This is a genomic window from Ascidiimonas aurantiaca, assembly GCF_037646345.1.
Classification (GTDB): Bacteria; Bacteroidota; Bacteroidia; order Flavobacteriales; family Flavobacteriaceae; genus Ascidiimonas; species Ascidiimonas aurantiaca.
On the sequence record NZ_JBBEWR010000005.1, the window covers coordinates 66,710 to 87,233 of the forward strand.

Annotated in this window: 14 protein-coding genes; 10 read left to right on the forward strand and 4 right to left on the reverse strand. The window is 40.2% G+C overall.

Annotated elements, in window-relative coordinates:
• Positions 1-9 precede the first annotated feature (9 nt).
• Entirely contained in the window at positions 10-3,018 is a 3,009-nt protein-coding gene (locus tag WAO84_RS06415) for a SusC/RagA family TonB-linked outer membrane protein (RefSeq protein ID WP_340064527.1), read from the reverse strand.
• A 243-nt stretch (positions 3,019-3,261) separates the two neighbouring features.
• Between WAO84_RS06415 and WAO84_RS06420 the strand changes: the two genes are divergently transcribed.
• The 7 genes from WAO84_RS06420 to WAO84_RS06450 all read left to right on the forward strand — a co-directional run bounded on the left by WAO84_RS06420 (position 3,262) and on the right by WAO84_RS06450 (position 14,965).
• Positions 3,262-4,290 carry a LacI family DNA-binding transcriptional regulator gene (locus WAO84_RS06420; protein WP_340064529.1) on the forward strand — a complete coding sequence of 343 codons (1,029 nt, stop codon included), beginning with the start codon at positions 3,262-3,264 and terminating at the stop codon, positions 4,288-4,290.
• A 116-nt stretch (positions 4,291-4,406) separates the two neighbouring features.
• A complete protein-coding gene (locus WAO84_RS06425; RefSeq protein ID WP_340064530.1) occupies positions 4,407-5,921 on the forward strand; it encodes an MFS transporter in 1,515 nt (504 codons plus the stop codon).
• A gap of 17 nt (positions 5,922-5,938) precedes the next feature.
• Positions 5,939-6,595, forward strand: a complete 657-nt coding sequence (pgmB, locus tag WAO84_RS06430) for a beta-phosphoglucomutase (protein WP_340064532.1) — start codon at positions 5,939-5,941, stop codon at positions 6,593-6,595.
• Positions 6,596-6,599: 4 nt separating this feature from the next.
• Positions 6,600-8,906, forward strand: coding sequence for a glycoside hydrolase family 65 protein (locus WAO84_RS06435; RefSeq protein ID WP_340064534.1), 2,307 nt, complete (start codon positions 6,600-6,602; stop codon positions 8,904-8,906).
• A gap of 44 nt (positions 8,907-8,950) precedes the next feature.
• The gene (locus WAO84_RS06440; RefSeq protein WP_340064536.1) at positions 8,951-10,783 is read left to right on the forward strand and encodes a glycoside hydrolase family 13 protein; all 1,833 of its coding nucleotides are present in this window, start codon (positions 8,951-8,953) and stop codon (positions 10,781-10,783) included.
• Between the two features lie 8 nt (positions 10,784-10,791).
• Positions 10,792-13,080, forward strand: a complete 2,289-nt coding sequence (locus tag WAO84_RS06445; protein WP_340064537.1) for an alpha-amylase family glycosyl hydrolase — start codon at positions 10,792-10,794, stop codon at positions 13,078-13,080.
• A gap of 4 nt (positions 13,081-13,084) precedes the next feature.
• Positions 13,085-14,965, forward strand: coding sequence for an alpha-amylase family protein (locus WAO84_RS06450; protein ID WP_340064538.1), 1,881 nt, complete (start codon positions 13,085-13,087; stop codon positions 14,963-14,965).
• Between the two features lie 120 nt (positions 14,966-15,085).
• On the opposite strand, the gene WAO84_RS06455 is transcribed toward WAO84_RS06450, so the two are convergent.
• A complete protein-coding gene (locus WAO84_RS06455) occupies positions 15,086-15,499 on the reverse strand; it encodes a hypothetical protein (protein ID WP_340064539.1) in 414 nt (137 codons plus the stop codon).
• A gap of 152 nt (positions 15,500-15,651) precedes the next feature.
• Here WAO84_RS06455 and WAO84_RS06460 point away from each other — a divergent pair, with 152 nt between their 5' ends.
• Complete coding sequence (locus WAO84_RS06460; RefSeq protein WP_340064540.1) at positions 15,652-16,413, forward strand: glycerophosphodiester phosphodiesterase; 762 nt, start codon at positions 15,652-15,654, stop codon at positions 16,411-16,413.
• A gap of 55 nt (positions 16,414-16,468) precedes the next feature.
• Entirely contained in the window at positions 16,469-17,716 is a 1,248-nt protein-coding gene (locus WAO84_RS06465; RefSeq protein ID WP_340064873.1) for a BaiN/RdsA family NAD(P)/FAD-dependent oxidoreductase, read from the forward strand.
• 18 nt (positions 17,717-17,734) lie between these two features.
• Here the strand turns inward: WAO84_RS06465 and WAO84_RS06470 are convergent, their stop codons facing one another.
• Both WAO84_RS06470 and WAO84_RS06475 read right to left on the reverse strand, forming a co-directional pair.
• Complete coding sequence (locus WAO84_RS06470; protein ID WP_340064543.1) at positions 17,735-18,208, reverse strand: TspO/MBR family protein; 474 nt, start codon at positions 18,206-18,208, stop codon at positions 17,735-17,737.
• Positions 18,190-19,209 (reverse strand): PH domain-containing protein, encoded by a 1,020-nt coding sequence (locus tag WAO84_RS06475; protein WP_340064545.1) that lies wholly within the window; start codon positions 19,207-19,209, stop codon positions 18,190-18,192. The genes WAO84_RS06470 and WAO84_RS06475 overlap by 19 nt, the downstream gene beginning before the upstream one ends.
• 100 nt (positions 19,210-19,309) lie before the next feature.
• Between WAO84_RS06475 and WAO84_RS06480 the strand changes: the two genes are divergently transcribed.
• On the forward strand, positions 19,310-20,410 hold the full coding sequence (locus tag WAO84_RS06480) for a diphosphomevalonate decarboxylase (RefSeq protein WP_340064547.1): 1,101 nt from the start codon (positions 19,310-19,312) through the stop codon (positions 20,408-20,410).
• Positions 20,411-20,524: the final 114 nt, after the last annotated feature.

The window sequence follows — 20,524 nt, forward strand, 5'->3', positions numbered from 1 at the left end:
TCTTGGTAATTAAAAGTCAAAATTCATCCCAAACGTATAGGTTCGGGGTCTGGCATAAGGCGATTGTTCTATACCGTTAAAGTTTTCCGGATCAAGACCATCGTAATCTGAAATAACAAATACGTTGTTAACTGAAGCATACATACGTACCTGTAGTTTGTTGTCAAATAGCCCCATGAAGTTATATCCCAGGGTAATATTGTCCAGTCGTAAAAAGCTTCCGTCAGACACATAAAAATCGGAAAGTGCCTGCTGGTCACTTACCAAATTGGTAAAGCCATTGTAATTGGTACCATCATATAAGTCGAGTACATTGTTTATGAAGCCTACACCGTTAGCAGGAATTACAGCACCGGGCCCTATGTTTCCGCGATTGAGGAGGTTGGCATTAAAAATGTTGCCACCTAACTGCCCTCTGAAATTTGCGGTAAAATCAAAATTCTTGTAATTGATGTTTGTACCAAAACCGTATGTCCATTTAGGATCTACGGGAATAAAGATACGATCGTCATCATTAATAATACCGTTTCCGTCCTGGTCCACAAAAGAATCCTGAATAGGGTTCCCGTTGGCATCATAGATCTGTTCATACAACCAGAATGTTCTGGCTAGCTGTCCCACTTTAAAAGTACCTATGTTCACTCCGGTACCCCGGCCCACTCCGGTATCTCCCCGTGTAATTTGAGTTACATTGTTGAGGTCGGTAATATAGGTCTCATTAAAGGAGATATTCCCGTTAAAAGATACGGTTACTTTATCATTTGAAATGGGGGTCAGGTTAAGCGACACTTCCACCCCTTCGCTTTCGGTTTCTCCAACATTATCTACAAAAAAGTTTCGCAAACTTCCTTCAGACTGAGGAACGTTGGATAAGAGATCAGTAGTTTTTCTAAAATAGTAATCTACATTTCCTTCCAGTAAACCATTCCAAAGGTTAAAATCTACTCCAAAGTTGGTAGTAGCCGTATTTTCCCAGGTAAGGTTGGAATTAAAGGCGAGTGCCGCGGCTGTTCTAATGAAAAATCCGTCAAAGCTGTATTGTACCGTGGGATCACCTACCAGATAGAGAGGGATATAAGGGTAGAAACCTACGGATCCTGAAATATCCTGTTGGCCTGTAATACCCCAGCCTACACGAATTTTAAGATCGGTTACGGTATTGGAATCTTTCAAGAAATTTTCATCTTTTATTTTCCAGGCGAGAGCGGCAGAGGGGAAATAGCCCCACCGGTTATCCTCAGAGAACAGGGAGGAACCATCTGTTCTAAAAGTTGCCGTAAACAGGTACTTATCTTTAAAATCCAGATTCACTCTACCAAAGAAAGACTGAATGTTCATTTCATTGAAATAGTTAAAAACGGTACCTGGTATCTGGTTCCCGTTTCCGTCAGGAATGGTAGGGAACTGTACCCCGCTGTTCCTGAAGTTCTGATACGAATACCCTCCCTGGGCATCTACCCGCGTAATAAAACTTTCATTAAAATATTTTGTGTAACTAAGGTAAGCATCCATAGTGCGATCCTGTCGTACCTGTTCTTCCCGGTATCGCTCACCAGGGTTAAATTGTGGATTATCTTCAAAGTTATTGTACGCTAAAATGGCGTTATCTAAAAAGCGCTCATTAATATCAGATTCTGAATAATCTAAAGCCAGGTTAAGGATAGCTTTAAGCTCGGGAATAGCATGAAGCTTGTATTCAAATTGTATATTTCCTAAAAACCGGTTTGCATCTTCATCCCGTTTTCTTTGTTGTAGCTGCGCCAGTGCATTGGTGGGCCCTACGGTTCTTAAAAAGCTACTTTGTGGGTCTGTAGTTTGATAAAATCCGCCAAAAGGTTGTGCTCCTGTTGGGTCAAATATGGGGAGCGTAGGGTTCAAACCCAATGCAGAACCTATGGCACCTTCATCGGGCTGATCTTTTTTGGTAATAATTCCTTTGGCATTAATGCTTACTTTAAGATGATCGTCAAAAAAACTGGGGGTAGCACTCACAGAGAGGTTATATCGTTCCAGAGAAGACTCTCTCAGGATCCCCTCAATAGAGGTATGCCCCACAGAGCCTCTGAAAGGAACGTTCCCAAAAAGGTTGCCATTCACACTAAAATTATTATCAGTGGTGATAGAGGTTCTGTAAATAACGTCCTGCCAGTCTGTGTCGTAAACAACCCCGTCAACTCCCAGTAGGTTGGTTTCTGAAGGAAAGAACTGATTGATGAAATCTACATATTCATCAGACGAGAGTACATCAAGTTTATCAGTCAAGGTACCTACCTGTATGTTTGATGAAAAATTAAATCTGGGTTTTCCCGAACTTCCTTTTTTAGTGGTAATGATAATAACCCCGTTAGAGGCCCGCGAACCGTAAATGGCAGTAGCCGAAGCATCTTTTAAAATAGAAAACGACTCAATGTCATTAGGGTTTACCAGTGCCAGGGGGTTACTTTGTCCTGCCGGGTTATTAATGGAGATAGGGATATTGTCAATAATAATCAGAGGGCTGTTGTTCGCGTTAAGAGAAGCACCTCCTCTTATACGAATATTGGGAGCAGAGTCTGGTTGCCCTCCTGAATTTACAATACGCACCCCGGCAGACCTACCGTTTAGCATTTGATCTACGGTGGTGATCGCCCCTTTGTTGAGCTCATCGGCCGTGACCAGTTCTACAGATCCGGTAGCATCACGTTTGGTGGTCGTACCGTATCCTATAACGATAACTTCATCCAGCACTTCCGTATCTTCTTCCAAAGCTATGTTTAGTGTGTTTGAAGTAACCGTAACTTCCATAGTTTTGTAGCCAATGTAAGAAAAGATCAATACATCACCATTAGAAGCAGCTATAAAATAGTTTCCTTCAAAATCAGATGTACTACCGGTAGCGGTACCTTTTATTATTACATTGACTCCGGGTAGAGGTAATCCGGTGCTTTTTTCGGTAATGATACCACTAACACCCTGAGATAATGCACCTATAGGAGCGGCAAGCATCAGAACGAGCAGGCATCTTTGTAATGTTTTCATGCAATACGTTAATTTGTTGGTTTAAATAATCTTTATATTTTCACTTCTCGATGTTAAAAGTATGTAAAATAGAGCTTAAGAAATCACTTTCAAGAGATGCCTTATTCAATGAAAACGTTTTCGTACTTTAAGAAAACGTTTTCGTGTTAAAAAAAAGTCAAAAAAAAAGAGTTTTACAAAACAACCCTATGAATATTTATAATTATTCAAAATGACCGTATCTTTATTGAGAAGCTAATAATTATGAAAAGAAAAATCACATTAAAGCAGATAGCCAGAGAACTGGAAGTTTCGGTTTCAACAGTATCTAAAGCCTTAAGAAATAGCAAAGAAATAAGTTTAGATACACGTCAAAAAATACAGGCTTTTGCCAAGCTTTACAACTATAAGCCCAATAATATAGCAGTAAGCCTTAAAAACAAGAAAACCAAGAATATAGGTGTTATTATTCCGGAGATCGTTCACCATTTTTTTACTATGGTGATCACCGGCATAGAGAAAGTGGCCAATGCCCATGGTTACAATGTGATTGTCTGCCTTTCCAATGAGTCATTTGACCGGGAGGTTATTAATATGGAAATGCTGGCCAATGGCAGTATTGATGGTTTTATTATGTCACTTTCTAAAGAAACCCAGAAGAATAAAGATTTTCATCACCTGCGAGAAGTGATAAACCAGGGTATGCCGCTGGTTATGTTTGACAGGGTAGCAGACGAGATCTATTGTGATAAAGTGGTTATAGATGATGCCCATGGGGCCTACCTGGCAGTAGAACACCTGTTGCATACCGGGAGAAAACGAATAGCACTTTTGACTACAGTAGATTATGTAAGTGTTGGAAAACTAAGGACTATGGGATATAGGCATGCGCTGGAAGACGCCGGTTTGCCAATAGATGAAGATCTGATACTCAAAATAGAAGATATAGAGAATTGCAGCCAGATTATTGGAAATCTTTTTGATAACCATACTTTCGATAGCGTCTTTGCAGTTAACGAGCTTTTCGCGGTAACCGCTATGAAAGAAGCGCAGAAAAGAGGACATGCCATTCCGGAAGATATATCATTTGTGGGTTTTACCGATGGCATCTTATCTAAATATTCAACTCCTACTCTTACTACTGTCGTTCAACATGGTGTAGAGATGGGAGAAACTGCAGCCAGAATGCTGATAGAGAAGCTGGAAGATGAAGAAGATGAAGAGCTGTATCGAACCGAGGTCATTAAAACATCACTATTGGAAAGGGAGTCCACCCAAAAGATTTTACCCTGAGGTTAAAAAATTATAATTATATTTACCCCGTCAAAACTTATATTTTCACTTCTCAAATTTACAAGTTTTGATAAGTTATAACGCTTATCGTAAGTTTCATTTAATAGATTACGATAATGAAAAAGCGTACTTTGAGTTTCTGGGAGATCTGGAACATGAGTTTTGGATTTCTTGGTATTCAATTCGGGTTTGCACTTCAAAATGCAAATACTTCCAGAATATTTGAAACCTTAGGAGCAGATGTAGACAAGTTGGGTTTTTACTGGCTCGCCGCACCAATTACCGGCCTTGTTGTGCAACCTGTTGTAGGGTATTTTAGTGACCGTACATGGACCCGTTTTGGAAGGAGAAGGCCCTATTTTCTGGTGGGCGCCATTCTTGCTTCACTGGCACTTTGTATAATGCCTAATTCTCCGGGGTTGTATGTCGCTGCCGGGATGCTTTGGATCATGGATGCTTCAATTAATATCTCTATGGAACCTTTTCGGGCCTTTGTGGGAGATAACCTGCCACCCGGCCAGCGAAATCTTGGCTTTGCCATGCAAAGTTTTTTTATTGGTATTGGTGCAGTAGTAGGTTCTGTTATGCCCTATGTTTTTACCAACTGGTTTGATATAAGTAATACCGCTCCCGAAGGGGTAGTGCCCGATTCAGTAAAATGGTCGTTTTATATTGGTGCTTTTGCATTTCTTGTCACCGTTTTATGGACTGTATTTCGTTCTAAAGAATACAGCCCTGAAGAAATGGAAGCCTTTGATGAAAGCAAAACCCTGCAATCGCCTCCTTTAACATCTGGGGAAAATACAGCCAGGATACGAAAACTCATGCAGGCCGGTATGTTTATGATAAGTCTCGGAACCCTGTTAACCGTATTTATACTATGGTACAGAGCAGAAAAAGAACTGTATATCTTATCTTTAGGGATATTATTAGTAGGAGTGCTTTTTACACTAGCGTCATCTTTAAGAAGGAACAAAGGAGTGAATGGTTTTGTAACCATCATGACAGATCTCTTGTATATGCCCGGAACAATGAAGCAACTTGCCTGGGTACAGTTTTTTTCATGGTTTGCCCTGTTTTCTATGTGGATATACACCACCAGAGCAGTAACCAGTCATATTTACGGTACCGAAGATGCATCGTCTCAACTATATAATGAGGGTGCAGACTGGGTGACCGTGCTTTTTGGGGTTTATAATGGGGTTGCCGCACTCGTAGCCTTTTTACTTCCTGTATTGGCCAGAGTCACCAGCAGAAAGTTTACACATTTCGTTGCATTATTACTGGGAGGGCTGGGGCTAATTTCTATGTACTTCATAAAATCTCCTGAAGTATTGATCGTTTCAATGATAGGAGTAGGCATTGCCTGGGCCAGTATTTTGTCAATACCATACGCCATGCTTTCCGGTGCATTACCTCCTTCAAAAATGGGATATTATATGGGAGTATTTAACTTTTTTATCGTGATCCCTCAAATTGTGGCAGGTACCATATTGGGCTTCCTGTTAAATACATTCTTCAGCGGAACCACTATTTACTTACTCGTAACCGGAGGAATTGCCATGATAATCTCTGGAGTACTCACATTACGCGTTAGTGATAAAGCAGTTATAGAAATTAAGCAGGGTTGATAAAAACAAAACTAACAATGGAAAACAAAGGATTTATTTTTGATCTTGATGGTGTGATCGTGGACACGGCACACTTTCATTTTCTTGCATGGAGAAAGACAGCGGCACAACTGGGTTTCGAATTAACTCCTGAGCGTAATGAACTTTTAAAAGGTGTAAGCCGGATAGATTCTCTTCATAAAATACTAGAGTGGGCAGATAAGAAAGTGGATAATGAAACGTTTAATCATCTAGCTCATGAAAAAAACAATGACTACCTCTCCTTTGTGTCAAAAATGACCCGGGACGATGTGCTTCCCGGAGTTTATGACTTTATTAAAGACCTGAAAGCCATGAATGCCCCTGTTGCTTTAGGCTCTGCCAGTAAGAATGCAAAAACCATCCTTGAAAAAACAGAACTTTTGGAAATGTTTACCGTTATAGTAGATGGAAATAGCGTTACCCATGCCAAACCCGATCCGGAAGTGTTCCTTACGGCGGCAAAACTTATAAATACAGAGCCTTCAGAATGTTTTGTTTTTGAAGATTCAGTTGCCGGTGTTACCGCAGCTAATCTGGCCGGAATGATTTCCATAGGTATTGGCAAAAAAGAAGTGCTGGGACACGCACAATACATTTTTAGCGGGTTTACCGAAATAAATATTGATTTAATAGAAAAACTAGTAACTACCTAAACCAATGAATCAGGATTATATTAAACCGAATGAATGGTCTGTAATAGAAGAAGGTTTTGAACCTTCCAGAGTATGTGCATCTGAAAGTCTTTTTAGCCTGGGTAATGGCGCTATGGGACAACGGGCCAATTTTGAAGAAGAGTATTCGGGAAAAACTTTTCAGGGAAGTTATATAGCCGGAGTATATTATCCAGACAAAACCAAAGTAGGTTGGTGGAAAAACGGATACCCCGAATATTTTGCCAAAGTACTCAACGCCCCTAACTGGATTGGTATCCGTGTAAAAGTGAATGGAGAACCCCTCGATCTTTTTACCTGTAAAAAAATAGAAGATTTTAAAAGAGAACTCAATATGAAAGAAGGTTGGTACAGGCGTTCTTTCAGGGCAACACTTCCCAACGATGCTGAAGTAGAGGTGAGTGTGTTAAGGTTTTTGAGCCTCACACTCGATGAAGTGGGAGCCGTTCAATACAGTATAACCCCCTTAAATGTTAACACAGCGATAGTATATGAACCGTATCTGGATGCCAGTATTGAGAATGAAGATACCAATTGGGAAGAGAAATTCTGGGAACCCAGAGCAATTGAACAGGACAGGGATGAAGCATTTATAGTAGCCCGTACCCTTAAAACCCATTTTTATGTATGTACCTTCATGAAAACTTCTTTCGAAATTGACGGGAAAACAGTTACACCTGATACAAAGCCCCATATTACACGTGACTATGTTGGGTTTACCTGCGAAAGAGAAGTATCTAAAGGACAAAAATTCGTTATTACCAAACTGGGAGGATACGTAACATCACTCAATCATGATATAGATGCATTGGTGCCGGCCGCTCGTGAAGTGTTGCAAAAAACATGTACCCTTGGATTTGACGGACTTCTTGAAGAACAAAAAGAAGCATGGGCCGGTATATGGGAAAAAGCCGACATTACCATTTCCGGTGATGTAAAGGCACAACAGGGTATTCGTTTCAACATCTTTCATCTCAATCAAACCTATCTGGGAAAAGATGCCCGGCTAAACATAGGCCCAAAAGGCTTTACCGGTGAAAAATACGGAGGAAGTACCTATTGGGATACCGAAGCCTATTGCATCCCTTTTTATATGGCTACCAAAGATGCCAAAGTAGCCAGAAACCTCCTTAAATACCGATATAACCATTTGGAGAAGGCTATTGAGAATGCCGAAAACCTCGGTTTTAGTAACGGTGCAGCCCTGTACCCTATGGTTACCATGAATGGGGAAGAATGTCATAATGAATGGGAAATTACCTTTGAAGAGATTCATCGTAACGGGGCCATAGCCTATGCTATTTACAATTATGAAAGATATACCGGTGATACCAGTTATATCCCTGAAATGGGATTGGAAGTACTTATTGGTATTGCCCGTTTCTGGCACCAGAGAGCTTCCTTTTCCGAAGCTAAAAACCAATACGTTATTCTGGGAGTAACCGGACCCAATGAATATGAAAACAACGTAAACAATAACTGGTACACCAATTACATTGCCAAATGGTGCATTGAATATGCCATTTCACAAATTAAGAAAGTAAAACAAAAGAATCCTGCAGATTATCTGCGTATTATAGACAAAACCAGACTTTCTGATACAGAAATCAATAAATGGAAAGAAGTTGCAGATACTATGTACTTCCCTTATTCAGAGACCTATGATGTGTATTTACAGCAGGATGGTTTTCTTGATAAAGAACTCATTTCAGTTGCCGGTCTGGATCCTTCACAACGTCCCATCAATCAAAAGTGGTCATGGGATCGTATTTTGAGATCTCCATACATTAAACAGGCAGATACGCTTCAGGGTTTTTATTTTTTTGAAGATCATTTTACACTTGAAGAAATGGAGCGCCATTTCGATTTTTATGAGCCGTTCACGGTACATGAATCTTCCTTGTCTCCCTGTGTTCACAGCATTCTGGCAGCATCGCTCAATCGCATGGATCAGGCCTATGCCTTTTATCTGAGAACTTCAAGGCTCGATCTTGATGATTACAATAAAGAAGTGCATGAAGGCCTGCATATTACCTCAATGGCGGGAACCTGGATGAGTATTGTTGAAGGATTTGGAGGTATGCGGATAAAAGATGGCTATTTGTCGTTTGCTCCCAAAATACCTAAGGAGTGGCAGGGATATTCTTTTAAAGTAAACTTCAGGAACCAGATCCTAAAGGTGAAAGTTGAACAGCAACAAACCACCTTTCACCTGGAAGGCAATACAGCACTTGACATTAAGGTTAATGGCAGCACAATAACCGTACAACCCCATAACCTTGTGTCTGTATAAAGTACCCTCAAATAATCTGAACCACTGAAAAATATCGTATAAACATGAAAAAGCTATTTATACTTCTGGCAATAGTGACCAGCCAGTTACTTACTGCACAGTTAGAACGTATAGACCCTCCTTTCTGGTGGAGCGATATGAGATTACCCGAACTACAGCTTATGGTGTATGGGCACAATATTGCCAGATATACCCCCGAAATAGAAGGAGTTATCATTAAGCGAGTAGTACGGCCCGAAAATCCTAATTATCTGTTTATTACCCTTGACACCAAGAGAATTACTCCGGGTAAAATAGACATCGTTTTCAAGTCGGAAAGAAAAACAGCCTTCACACATACCTATACATTCAAAGAACGCCGGCCGGGATCAGCACAACGAAAAGGTTTTGATGCATCAGATGTGATCTATCTTCTGATGCCAGACCGTTTTGCCAACGGTGATCCTGCGAACGATTCTCACCCCTCAGTTACTGAAAAGGCAGATCGGTCTTTACAGGGAGGTCGTCACGGGGGTGACATTCAGGGTATCATAGAGCATCTGGATTATATTAAAGAGGTAGGTGCAACAGCCATCTGGAGTACTCCTATGCTGGAAGATAATGATCCTGCGTATTCATATCACACCTATGCCCAGTCTGACGTGTATCGTATAGATCCCAGATTTGGCACCAATGAAGATTATAAAAAGCTTGCCGATGAACTACATAAGCGTGACATGAAACTTATTATGGATTACGTAACTAATCATTGGGGCAGTGAACACTGGATGATCAAAGACCTTCCTATGTATGACTGGATACATCAGTTCCCGGGGTATGAGAACACCAATCACAGAATGACCGCACAGTTTGATCCTAATGCATCCCATGCAGATTTTACACAATGTATGAATGGCTGGTTTGTGAAAACCATGCCAGACCTTGATCAAAGTAATCCCTTTGTGCTTACGTACCTTATTCAAAACGCTATCTGGTGGATAGAGTATGCAGACCTCGATGGCTTTCGGGTAGATACATATTCATACAATGATAAAGAAGGAATCGCCCGGTGGACCAAAGCAATAACAGATGAATATCCCAATATCAATATTGTGGGTGAAGTCTGGTTGCACAATCAGGCACAAATAGCCTACTGGCAAAAAAACAGCGAGATTGCTGCCATACAAAGCTATAATACCCATCTGCCTTCTGTTATGGATTTTACTTTGCATGATGCCATTATGGAAGCCTTTCAGGAAGATGAACAACACTGGAACAAAGGAATGGTTCGTGTGTACGACAACCTCGTGAATGATTTTTTATATCCCAATATTAACAATCTGCTCGTTTTTGCAGAAAATCACGACACTAAAAGAATTAATGAGATCTATCCGGATATACGAGACTATAAACTGGTTATGACCCTTATAGCAACCATTAGAGGCATCCCCCAATTGTATTATGGCAGTGAAATAGGAATGAAAGGAGACAAGGAAAAGGGTGATGGTGATATTAGAAGAGATTTTCCCGGAGGGTGGCCCGGAGATAAAAACAATGCCTTTAGCGCTCGGGGAAGAACCTCCAAACAGCAGGAATATTTTCAGTTCACTTCATTACTTTTTAACTGGCGCCAAGAACAAAAAGCCGTTCACTTTGGAAAAACACGACATTTTGCTCCTCAAAATAACGTTTACACCTATTTCAGATATACTGAAGATGAAGCCGTAATGGTACTGATCAACAATCATCCTGAAAATCAAAAAGTAACCATGAGCTCTTTTGAAGAAATAACCGGAAAGTTTTCTGCCGGATGGGAAGTTTTTACCAAAAAAGATATAAATATCAGGAGTGTTCTCGAAATACCGGGAAAAACGGCCATGATCATTGAACTTAAATAATCATAAGAATGTACAAGTACATACATAAAGTCTTCATAGCAAGTACCTTTTTAGCAGTTACATCCTGTCAACCTCAAAAAAAAGTTCAAAAACCATCCCTTATAACAACCATAGCTACACCTATATATCTCTCTTCTGAAAAAGATACACTTTGGCTTTCTGACTATTTTCCAGATACAAGCCTTATTGATTCTATACAAGCTGCTGTAGGGTTTAGAACAGAAGTTTTAAAAAACCAGAAAAAAATTGTGATATGGCCGGAAGCACAAATGCCATTTATGGCCAACCTACGCATCTGGACACAGGGAGCCGTAAATGATATTCCCGTTTATAAAAGCAATGAGGAAAAGGTTGATTTTACACTGGCAGACCCTCAAAAAAAGTACGCATCCGTAAAAATTAAAGGGTCGTTTAATGGCTGGGTGCCTGAACGCTCTGTTATGATATTTAACGAAGGAAAATGGCAATATACTGCCCGCCTTGCTCCCGGAGTACACCCATATCTGTTTGTAGCAGACGGAGAAGAAATGGCAGATCCTGCAAATCCCGAAAAACTGGACAATGGAGCGGGAGGGGCAAATTCTGTATTCTATGTTGGTAAGAAAGCTACTCCGCCCTTCCTGACTACTGAGCATATAAAAAACGGAAGTTTTAGCCTTAAAAGCGATCAGGAGCTGGATAGTCTTTTTATTTATCTGAATAACCAGCTATTGGATGCAAAATTCATACATATCGATAAAAATAATATAAACGTTACCATTCCCGGGTATATTCCGCAAGGGCGTGCCCATATAAAAGTATATGCATACAACGAAAACGGCAGAGCGAACGATCTGCTCATTCCTTTACAGGATGGCATCGTGGTAAACATTCCGGAGCAATTAACAAGAAAAGATTTCCATACCCAGATCATGTACTTTTTAATGGTAGATCGTTTTTTTGACGGAGAACCCTCTAATACACGAAAAGTTAAACATGACAGCATACTTCCCAAAGCCAATTACTATGGAGGCGATCTTCAGGGAGTGGTGAAGAAAATTCAAGAAGGGTATTTTCAGGAACTTGGGGTTAATACGATCTGGCTCTCACCCATTACCCAAAATCCTGAAGGAGCCTATGGGTTATGGAAAAAGCCATACACCCGTTTTTCGGGTTATCACGGCTATTGGCCCATATCTAATACCAAAATAGATGATAGGTTTGGGACCGACGAGGTTTTAGAAAACCTCATAGACCAGGCTCACGATCAGGACATGAATGTAATTTTAGACTATGTTGCCAATCATGTGCATGAAGAGCATCCGCTCTATAAAAAACACCCTGACTGGGCCACCAATCTGTATTTGCCAGATGGTACTTTAAATACAGAGCGTTGGGATGACCACAGGCTCACCACCTGGTTTGATACCTTTCTGCCTACCTTAAACCTTCAAAAGAAGCAGGTTTATGAGACTATGACCGATTCTGCTGTGTTCTGGGTTACCCGTTATAAACTGGATGGTTTTCGCCATGACGCTACCAAACATATTCCCGAAGTATTCTGGAGAGAATTGACCCGTAAAGTTCGTAATCAGGTAAACCGCCCGGTATATCAGATAGGAGAAACTTATGGGAGCTATGAACTAATTAGAAGCTATGTGAGTACCGGTATGTTAGATGCCCAGTTTGATTTTAACTTATACGACGCGTCTGTATATGCGTTTGTAGATCATGAGCATTCTTTTGAACCGTTGGTCAATGCTCTGAAACAAAGTCTCTCCTATTATGGTACCAATCATTTAATGGGAAATATTACCGGTAATCAGGACCGGGCACGCTTTATAAGTTATGCTTCCGGAGACGTAAAATTTACAGAAGATGCCAAGTTGGCCGGATGGACCAGGGATATAGGGATTTCAGATTCCACTGCGTATAAAAAACTGGAAATGCTGCATGCTTTTAACTTAAGCATTCCCGGAATACCATGTATTTATTACGGTGATGAATTCGGTTCGCCGGGAGGCAACGATCCCGATAACCGAAGAATGATGAAGTTTGCCGGCCTTACCGGTAAAGAAAAGCATTTACGCACCAGGGTTTCCAGGTTAACGGCACTGAGACGCAACTCTATGGCATTGCTTTACGGTACCACTTCCATACCCGTTTCCAATGATTCTGTACTCATTATTAAAAGAAAGTATTTTGATCATGAGGCAGTTACTATTTTTAATAAAAGTGAGAGGCCAGAGACCTTTCAATTTTTTAACCAAAGTATTACCGTAATGCCCGGTGATTATAAAATGGTGGTAAAACCCTGATATTATGCGAAACTATTTACAAGTATTAATGTGCCTGCTGTTGTTAAATACAGGGTGCACAAATGAAAAGAAAGAAGAAAAGGAAAAAATGGCAATAGAAAGGGAAATAGAAAAACCAAAAAAAGTAGTTCTTTATCAGGTGTTTACTAGGCTTTTTGGAAATACCAATACAACCAATAAACCCTGGGGTACACTCGAAGAGAACGGCGTTGGAAAGTTTAGTGATTTTAGTGATAAGGCTCTCCAGGAACTAAAAAAACTGGGCGTAACTCACATCTGGTACACCGGTGTTCCGCACCATGCCGTAATTACAGATTACTCTGCCTATGGTATTTCAAACGATGACCCCGACGTGGTTAAAGGCAGGGCAGGGTCTCCCTATGCCGTAAAAGATTATTACAATGTAAATCCTGATCTGGCAGATGATCCCTCACGGCGTTTAGAAGAGTTCAAAGCACTTATAGAGCGCACCCATAAAAACGGATTAAAACTAATTATTGATATCGTGCCCAATCACATAGCACGTAACTATGAAGGAAAAACCAATCCTGAAGGGGTGAGTGATTTTGGAAGCCGTGATGATACCAGTGTAGCCTACAACAGAGATAACAATTTTTATTACAATCCGGGTGAAGTTTTTGAAGTCCCCACCTGGAAAGATAACTACCGGCCTTTGGGGGGCGAATTACATTCACAGGCAGACGGCTTGTTTCTGGAAAAGCCGGCGAAATGGACCGGAAATGGTTCCCGTGCATCACAACCTGCATTTCACGACTGGTATGAAACCGTTAAAATAAACTATGGAGTAAGGCCAGATGGCACTTACGATTTTGACAGCCTGCCCCAAGGGTTTGATCAAAAAGGCGTGGCGGCTCATTTTGAATTCTGGCAAGACAAAGATGTACCAGATTCCTGGAAAAAGTTTAAAGATATAGCACTGTACTGGATAGAAATGGGTGTAGATGGATTTCGGTTTGACATGGCCGAAATGGTGCCCATTCCTTTTTGGAGTTATCTCAATACATCTATTAAAAACAAAAACCCTGAAGCATTTCTTCTTGCCGAAGTGTATAACCCTGCACTTTACAGAGCCTATCTTCAGTATGGTAAAATGGATTATCTTTATGATAAAGTAGAATTGTACGACACTCTTAAAGGCATTATTAAGGGGCATTCATCAACCGATTATATTGCCGATATTCAGGAACGCCTTTCAGATATAGAACATCACATGCTGCATTTTCTTGAAAACCATGATGAACAGCGTATCGCCAGCCCGGAGTTTGCCGGAGACCCTTTTAAAGCAAAACCAGCTATGGTAGTTTCTGCTACCATAAGCACCTCACCTATAATGATTTATTTTGGTCAGGAAGTAGGAGAACCAGGAGCTGAAAATGCAGGATTTGGCACACCTTCCCGCACATCGATATTTGATTATATTGGCGTACCACATCATCAGAGATGGGTGAACCACAAAAAATTTGACGGCGGGCAATTGTCAGAAAAAGAAAAAGTACTTCGTGATTTTTATAAACGTTTGCTCACCTTCACCCGTGATAGTGAAGCCCTTATGGGAGCTTATGAGGAAATACACAGGCATAACCGAGAGCAAACAGAATGGTACAATGATAAAGTGTTTTCCTTTGTGCGTTGGTCAGAGAATCAAAAACTGCTTGTCGTCACTAACTTTGACGCTGTCAATACCTTTGGTTTTGAATTAGAACTCCCCGCCTCCATCATTGAGAAATGGGACCTTGAAGATGGTTCTTATCCTCTTCTTGACAGGCTTTACGAAGCATATAAACCAGTTATGACCGTAGTTAATGGTAAAGGAAAAGTAAGAATAGATATAAAGCCGCTACAATCTTTTATACTTGAAATATAGAAGGCCCGGTTGTTACTAACCTAAGTATCCTGAAGAACAAAACAGAAGAACTTCTTTGTAATGTATAAAAAAGCTTTCTGCCTGGTAACTATTTTTGGCAGAAAGCTTTTGCTCAATAAATTATTTGTCAAGTGCTTTGTAAATTAGGGCTATAATGCCTACCGTAAAGCCATATTCAATTACCACCCAGACCATATCAGCCAGGGTTCCGGTAAGAGTCATCAGATCAGAAGTTGCATACCACATAAGGCCTATTCCAAAGCCCAAAAATGCACCTATCCACGCACCCAGCCCAAAGCCTTTGCCAAAACTGTGTTCACCGCCGGCAAACTTACCGTACAGCGTAGAGAGCACAAAGCCCTGTATGAGGCAGCTCAACGCAATGAGTCCCATTTCAGGCGGGTCTTTCATTATGTTAATAGTTGACTGGGCCTCAAAAAAATCGGCGGCCAGAATGCCATAAAAAATCCATCCCAGCATAAATAAAATAAAAAAACCGACAAGGGTTGCAATAATGTTCGCTTTTGAAAACATAATTGGTTAGTTTTTAAGTTAATAGATATTCTAAGGTAAGTATTTTTTTTCAAAAAGATGATAATTTAAATACTCCTTATCCATTCCTTTTAATCTTTATATACTATTTTTATTCACAGAATCACAATTATGAATACGTAAAAAGAAAATTCATGAAACATGTTTTTTTTTCTTTAGTAACAGGTTTGATAACATTGCTATTGTTTAACTGCACAAATGTGAAAAAAGAGATGATGGTAATAGGACACCGGGGTGCTATGGGGTATGAAACAGAGAATACTCTGGCATCTGTACAAAGAGCATTAGAACTAGGGGTAGATGCCATAGAAATCGATGTTTTTAAAATAAAAAGCGGAGAGATCGTAGTATTTCATGATGAGAAAGTAAACAAATTAACCGATGGAACCGGAAAAATCGAGGACCTTAATGTAGTTCAGGTTAAAAACCTTACCCTTAAAGGAGGGCACCGTATTCCTTTATTGCAGGATGTATTGAAGCTTATTAATGGCAAATGTAAGCTAAACATTGAGTTAAAGGGAGCAGATACCGCCGAGAAAGTAGATCATATTATTAACTATTATGTGAAAGAAAAAGACTGGAAAATGGAAGATTTTATTATATCCAGTTTTCGTTGGGATGAGCTGGAACACTATCGCACGTTTAATGAAAAAATTGCTATTGCAGTTCTCACAGAAGCAGATCCGCTGGCAGCCATAGAAACTGCTAAAAAGTTAGATGCCGTAGCCATTAACCCCTATTATAAATTACTTACGGCAGAAGTGGTTTCTCAAATACATGAAAACGGATTAAAAGTATATCCCTGGACAGTAAACCAGAAAAAAGACATAGAAAGTATGCGGGCGATAGGCGTAGATGGGATTTTTACCAATTATCCTGACAGAGTTAAAAAATAAGGGAGAGTCCGTAATTTTCTTCATTTTTGCAGGAGCTCAAAAAAAGTATATAGATATGCACTATGATGTGCTAATTGTAGGAGGCGGTGCGGCAGGATTCTTTGCGGCCGTTCACATAGCAGAAAGAGATCCGGCACTCAAAATTTCCATTTTAGAAAGGGGGAAAGAAGTGCTCTCTAAAGTAAGGATATCGGGGGGAGGGCGTTGTAACGTTACGCATGCCGAATTTGACCCGAAAGAATTAGTCAAAAACTACCCGCGGGGTGAAAAAGAACTAATAGGACCTTTTCATCGATTTTGTACCGGAGATACGATCGCTTTTTTTGAAGAACGCGGAGTTCCTTTAAAGATAGAAGAAGATGGCCGTATGTTTCCGGTGAGTAACTCATCTCAAACTATAATAGATTGTTTTTTAAATGAAAGCAAACGATTAGGAGTAAACATCCAAACCGGGGTATCGGTGAAAGGTATAAAAAGAGAGAATACACAATGGTGTTTAGAGACAACTAAGGGTGTATTTACGTGCAGGAAACTATTAATGACTACCGGAAGCAATTCTAAAATATGGAACATACTGGCAGATCTTGGGCATACAATTATACCGCCGGTGCCTTCGCTCTTTACTTTTAATATAAAAGATAATCGCATTGCAGGGCTTTCGGGTGTAAGCACTTTGGCATCTGTTCAGGTATGGTCCGAAAATGCCTTATCGGGAAGCAGCAAGCCCATACTGGAATCTCAGGGACCTTTATTAATAACACATTGGGGAATGAGTGGCCCCGCTATTTTAAAATTGTCGGCCTGGGGCGCACGCGAATTATGTAAACTTACCTATAATTTCCGGCTTAGTGTAAATTGGCTGCCTTTTACAGAAGCCCCTGAGGTTTTGAAAACACTTGAGAGTTGCCGCAAAGATCAGCCCCGTAAAACCGTAGCGGGTTCTAAGGTTTTCAATTTGCCTAAAAGGTTATGGGGGGCACTAACAGAAGCTTCAGGGATCTCACCTGAAGAAAAATGGGCCGAGATATCCAATAAACGTTTACACGAACTGCAAAAACAACTTTGTACTTCCAGCTTCAAAGTAGAGGGTAAGAGTACGTTTAAAGAAGAGTTTGTGACGGCGGGAGGTGTTTCTCTTAAGGAGGTACATTTCCGGACCTTTGAAAGCAAAATACTTCCTGATCTTTATTTTGCAGGAGAAATACTTGATATAGATGCGATTACCGGGGGGTTCAATTTTCAGAATGCCTGGACAGGAGGCTATCTGGCAGCAGAAGCGATTACTCAGGAGGCGGTATCTTGAAAAAACAGGCTATAACACTTAATTAAGCTGCCAAATACTAAAGTTTAGAACTGTCGCAAAACATACCCATAACAAGTAGGGAATCAATAAATAAGAAGCGGTTTTACTTACTACCCTAAACCATTTAATCGTTAAAATAATAAGCACAAGAAGAGCTAAGATCACCAGAAAGGCCCAGGCCGGTTCTTTAAACCCAAAAAACACAATACTCCACAAACCATTAAGTAGTAATTGAAACCCAAAATGATACAATGCCGTTTTTACCCAAACATGGTAAAATCCACGTATCCATACCAGTCCGGCAGCAATTCCCATGAGTATATAAAGTACAGTCCATACCGGAGCAAATATCCAATTGGGCGGATTGAAAACCGGCTTATTCAGTGTAACGTACCAGTCATTCACTGAACTTTGGGTAGCAAAACCCGATACAAAGCCTATTAACAGGCATACACCAACGGCAATAACAATTTTCAGTATTTTTTTTGACATATTTCGTTGATCTTCCTTATCAGTTCATCAGGATTATCAACGTAAAAATATAATTTTTTATAAAACTTACCAGCACCGTATGCTTGTGTAAAATATTCTTTCTCTTTAAGCGTGATCTTTATGTTGTGTTCTTCCACGTCTTTAAGCAGTGCCAGTTTTATACTTAAGGCCTCTTTTTTATCCCAGGTGGCTGTTTTCTCTGCGGCAATTATATTATCAATAGCAATGCGCCCTTCACCAAAGATGCCGTAGCGAATGATAAGGTGATCATCTTCAAGAGAAGAAGGATTTAGATAAAGCGCTTTCATATGAGCGATTAACTGTATTATTGCATAAATGCTTGAAAATGTAAAAATCCATGCAATGGTGGTATTCCAGCGTTGTATTATTATATGTAAAGCTATAGATTCTACCATAAGGAGCATAATAATACCCAGGAATACTGATATATGCCCTCCTGTTTTGTGGCTTGAGAAAAACTTAGGCTGAGGTACCCGCTTCCAGCGCAGGAATGCATAATACACCATGCTTATTTCGGTTACCAATACGCTTTTTACAAGCGCGGGTATTTGAATTTTGTTCAATGCAGTACGCAGGGAAGACATAAAATCAACAGAAGGCGACGCTGTGTTTTTTAGAATTCGGTACATTTTTAAAGCTTTGTACACAACAAAAGAGAGTATGCCTAACTCCAGAACAGGAATTCCCCAGATAAACAAGGGTTCCAGCCCACTGCTAAAGGAAGCAGGCATGCTGTATCTGGCCAGGAAAAAACAACCTATGGTAACAGGTATCACTGTGAAAACAGAAATGTTCTTTTTTCTAATGGAAAGCACATATAACAGAGGAGCTATTAAACACAGGTCAACAAATATTCCCCAGCCCAGTGCAGGCTGCAGGGATAACTGCTTTGATTGAAGAAGTAAAAGGCTGGTGGCAATAACAATAAGCGGAAGTCCGGTAATCTCAACAAGGTTTCTCAAATAACTTTTAAAGATCATATATACTGAGTTTAATAGTTTGAACTATATGTCATATACATTCTTTTTTTGTTACAGTACAGACTACCGGAAACTTGTATCTTTGCCAAAAATTTGGCAGATGACCGAAAAAGATTTCATGCCTTTATACAATGATGTGAGTATTCCTCTTAAAGGAAGTGTTGCCTATAGATCTCCCAGTAATATTGCACTGGTAAAATACTGGGGTAAACGGGAACCACAATTACCTTCTAACCCTTCACTTAGCTTTACATTACAGCATTGTGCTACGACGACCCAGGTGCATTTTGATAAGCGAACCTCATTTGAAGAAAAATATGCATTAGATCTCTTTTTTGAAGGAAAACCCAAAGAGGCATTCAAGCCCAAAATTGTCAGTTTTTTTGAAAGAATAGAGTTGTATATGCCTTTTATTAGGGACCTTCATTTTGTAGTAGAGACCTCCAATTCTTTCCCTCACAGTAGCGGTATTGCTTCTTCTGCCAGTGGTATGAGTGCTCTGGCCCTTTGCCTTATGGATATAGAAAGGTTGTTTGTACCCAATATGGATTCTCTGTATTTTAACAGGAAAGCCTCTTTTCTGGCACGTCTGGGTTCCGGAAGTGCCAGTAGAAGTGTGGAAGGAGAACTGGTAGTTTGGGGAAAACACGATCTTGTAGCCCAAAGCTCCGATCTTTATGGAGTGAAATATCCGGGAAAGGTGCATCCGGTCTTTGCAAACTATCAGGATACGATCTTACTGGTGGATAAAGGAGAAAAACAAGTAAGCAGTACAGTAGGGCATCAACTTATGCACGGGCATCCTTTTGCAACACAGCGGTTTGATCAGGCAGGAAATAACCTTACCCGCCTTACCACAGTTCTTGCAGAAGGCGATCTAAAAGGTTTTATTGAATTAGTAGAAAGTGAAGCTTTGTCTCTTCATGCCATGATGATGACCAGCCTCCCGTATTTTATGTTAATGAAGCCCAACACTCTCAAAATTCTTGAAAAAATATGGCAATTCAGACAAGGAACCGGGCTTCCGGTATGCTTTACGCTGGATGCAGGTGCTAATGTACACGTTTTGTATCCTGAGAAAGATAAACAAAAGGTTTTTGAATTTATTAAGAATGAGTTAGTTGCGTATTGTCAAAACGGACAGTATATTTGCGACCGTACAGGTAAAGGAGCAGAGCGTTTGTTTGATCAGAAGGTCTAAAAAAATTTATATGTAAAAAACAACATGGCCAAACTATAAAGCACCTGCAATTAAAAATTTAGTATCTTTAACAGTAAGTTATACTGCAATGATAGGACTAAACTGTTAACCAAA

What these genes read in the sequence shown, in the direction of transcription:
- WAO84_RS06440 (WP_340064536.1), top strand. Translation starts at nt 8,951, where the DNA reads ATGAAAAAGCTATTTATACTTCTGGCAATAGTGACCAGCCAGTTACTT.
- WAO84_RS06455 (WP_340064539.1), bottom strand. Translation starts at nt 15,499, where the DNA reads ATGTTTTCAAAAGCGAACATTATTGCAACCCTTGTCGGTTTTTTTATT.
- pgmB (WP_340064532.1), top strand. Translation starts at nt 5,939, where the DNA reads ATGGAAAACAAAGGATTTATTTTTGATCTTGATGGTGTGATCGTGGAC.
- WAO84_RS06470 (WP_340064543.1), bottom strand. Translation starts at nt 18,208, where the DNA reads ATGTCAAAAAAAATACTGAAAATTGTTATTGCCGTTGGTGTATGCCTG.
- WAO84_RS06475 (WP_340064545.1), bottom strand. Translation starts at nt 19,209, where the DNA reads ATGATCTTTAAAAGTTATTTGAGAAACCTTGTTGAGATTACCGGACTT.
- WAO84_RS06425 (WP_340064530.1), top strand. Translation starts at nt 4,407, where the DNA reads ATGAAAAAGCGTACTTTGAGTTTCTGGGAGATCTGGAACATGAGTTTT.
- WAO84_RS06480 (WP_340064547.1), top strand. Translation starts at nt 19,310, where the DNA reads ATGACCGAAAAAGATTTCATGCCTTTATACAATGATGTGAGTATTCCT.
- WAO84_RS06420 (WP_340064529.1), top strand. Translation starts at nt 3,262, where the DNA reads ATGAAAAGAAAAATCACATTAAAGCAGATAGCCAGAGAACTGGAAGTT.
- WAO84_RS06465 (WP_340064873.1), top strand. Translation starts at nt 16,469, where the DNA reads ATGCACTATGATGTGCTAATTGTAGGAGGCGGTGCGGCAGGATTCTTT.
- WAO84_RS06435 (WP_340064534.1), top strand. Translation starts at nt 6,600, where the DNA reads ATGAATCAGGATTATATTAAACCGAATGAATGGTCTGTAATAGAAGAA.
- WAO84_RS06450 (WP_340064538.1), top strand. Translation starts at nt 13,085, where the DNA reads ATGCGAAACTATTTACAAGTATTAATGTGCCTGCTGTTGTTAAATACA.
- WAO84_RS06460 (WP_340064540.1), top strand. Translation starts at nt 15,652, where the DNA reads ATGAAACATGTTTTTTTTTCTTTAGTAACAGGTTTGATAACATTGCTA.
- WAO84_RS06415 (WP_340064527.1), bottom strand. Translation starts at nt 3,018, where the DNA reads ATGAAAACATTACAAAGATGCCTGCTCGTTCTGATGCTTGCCGCTCCT.
- WAO84_RS06445 (WP_340064537.1), top strand. Translation starts at nt 10,792, where the DNA reads ATGTACAAGTACATACATAAAGTCTTCATAGCAAGTACCTTTTTAGCA.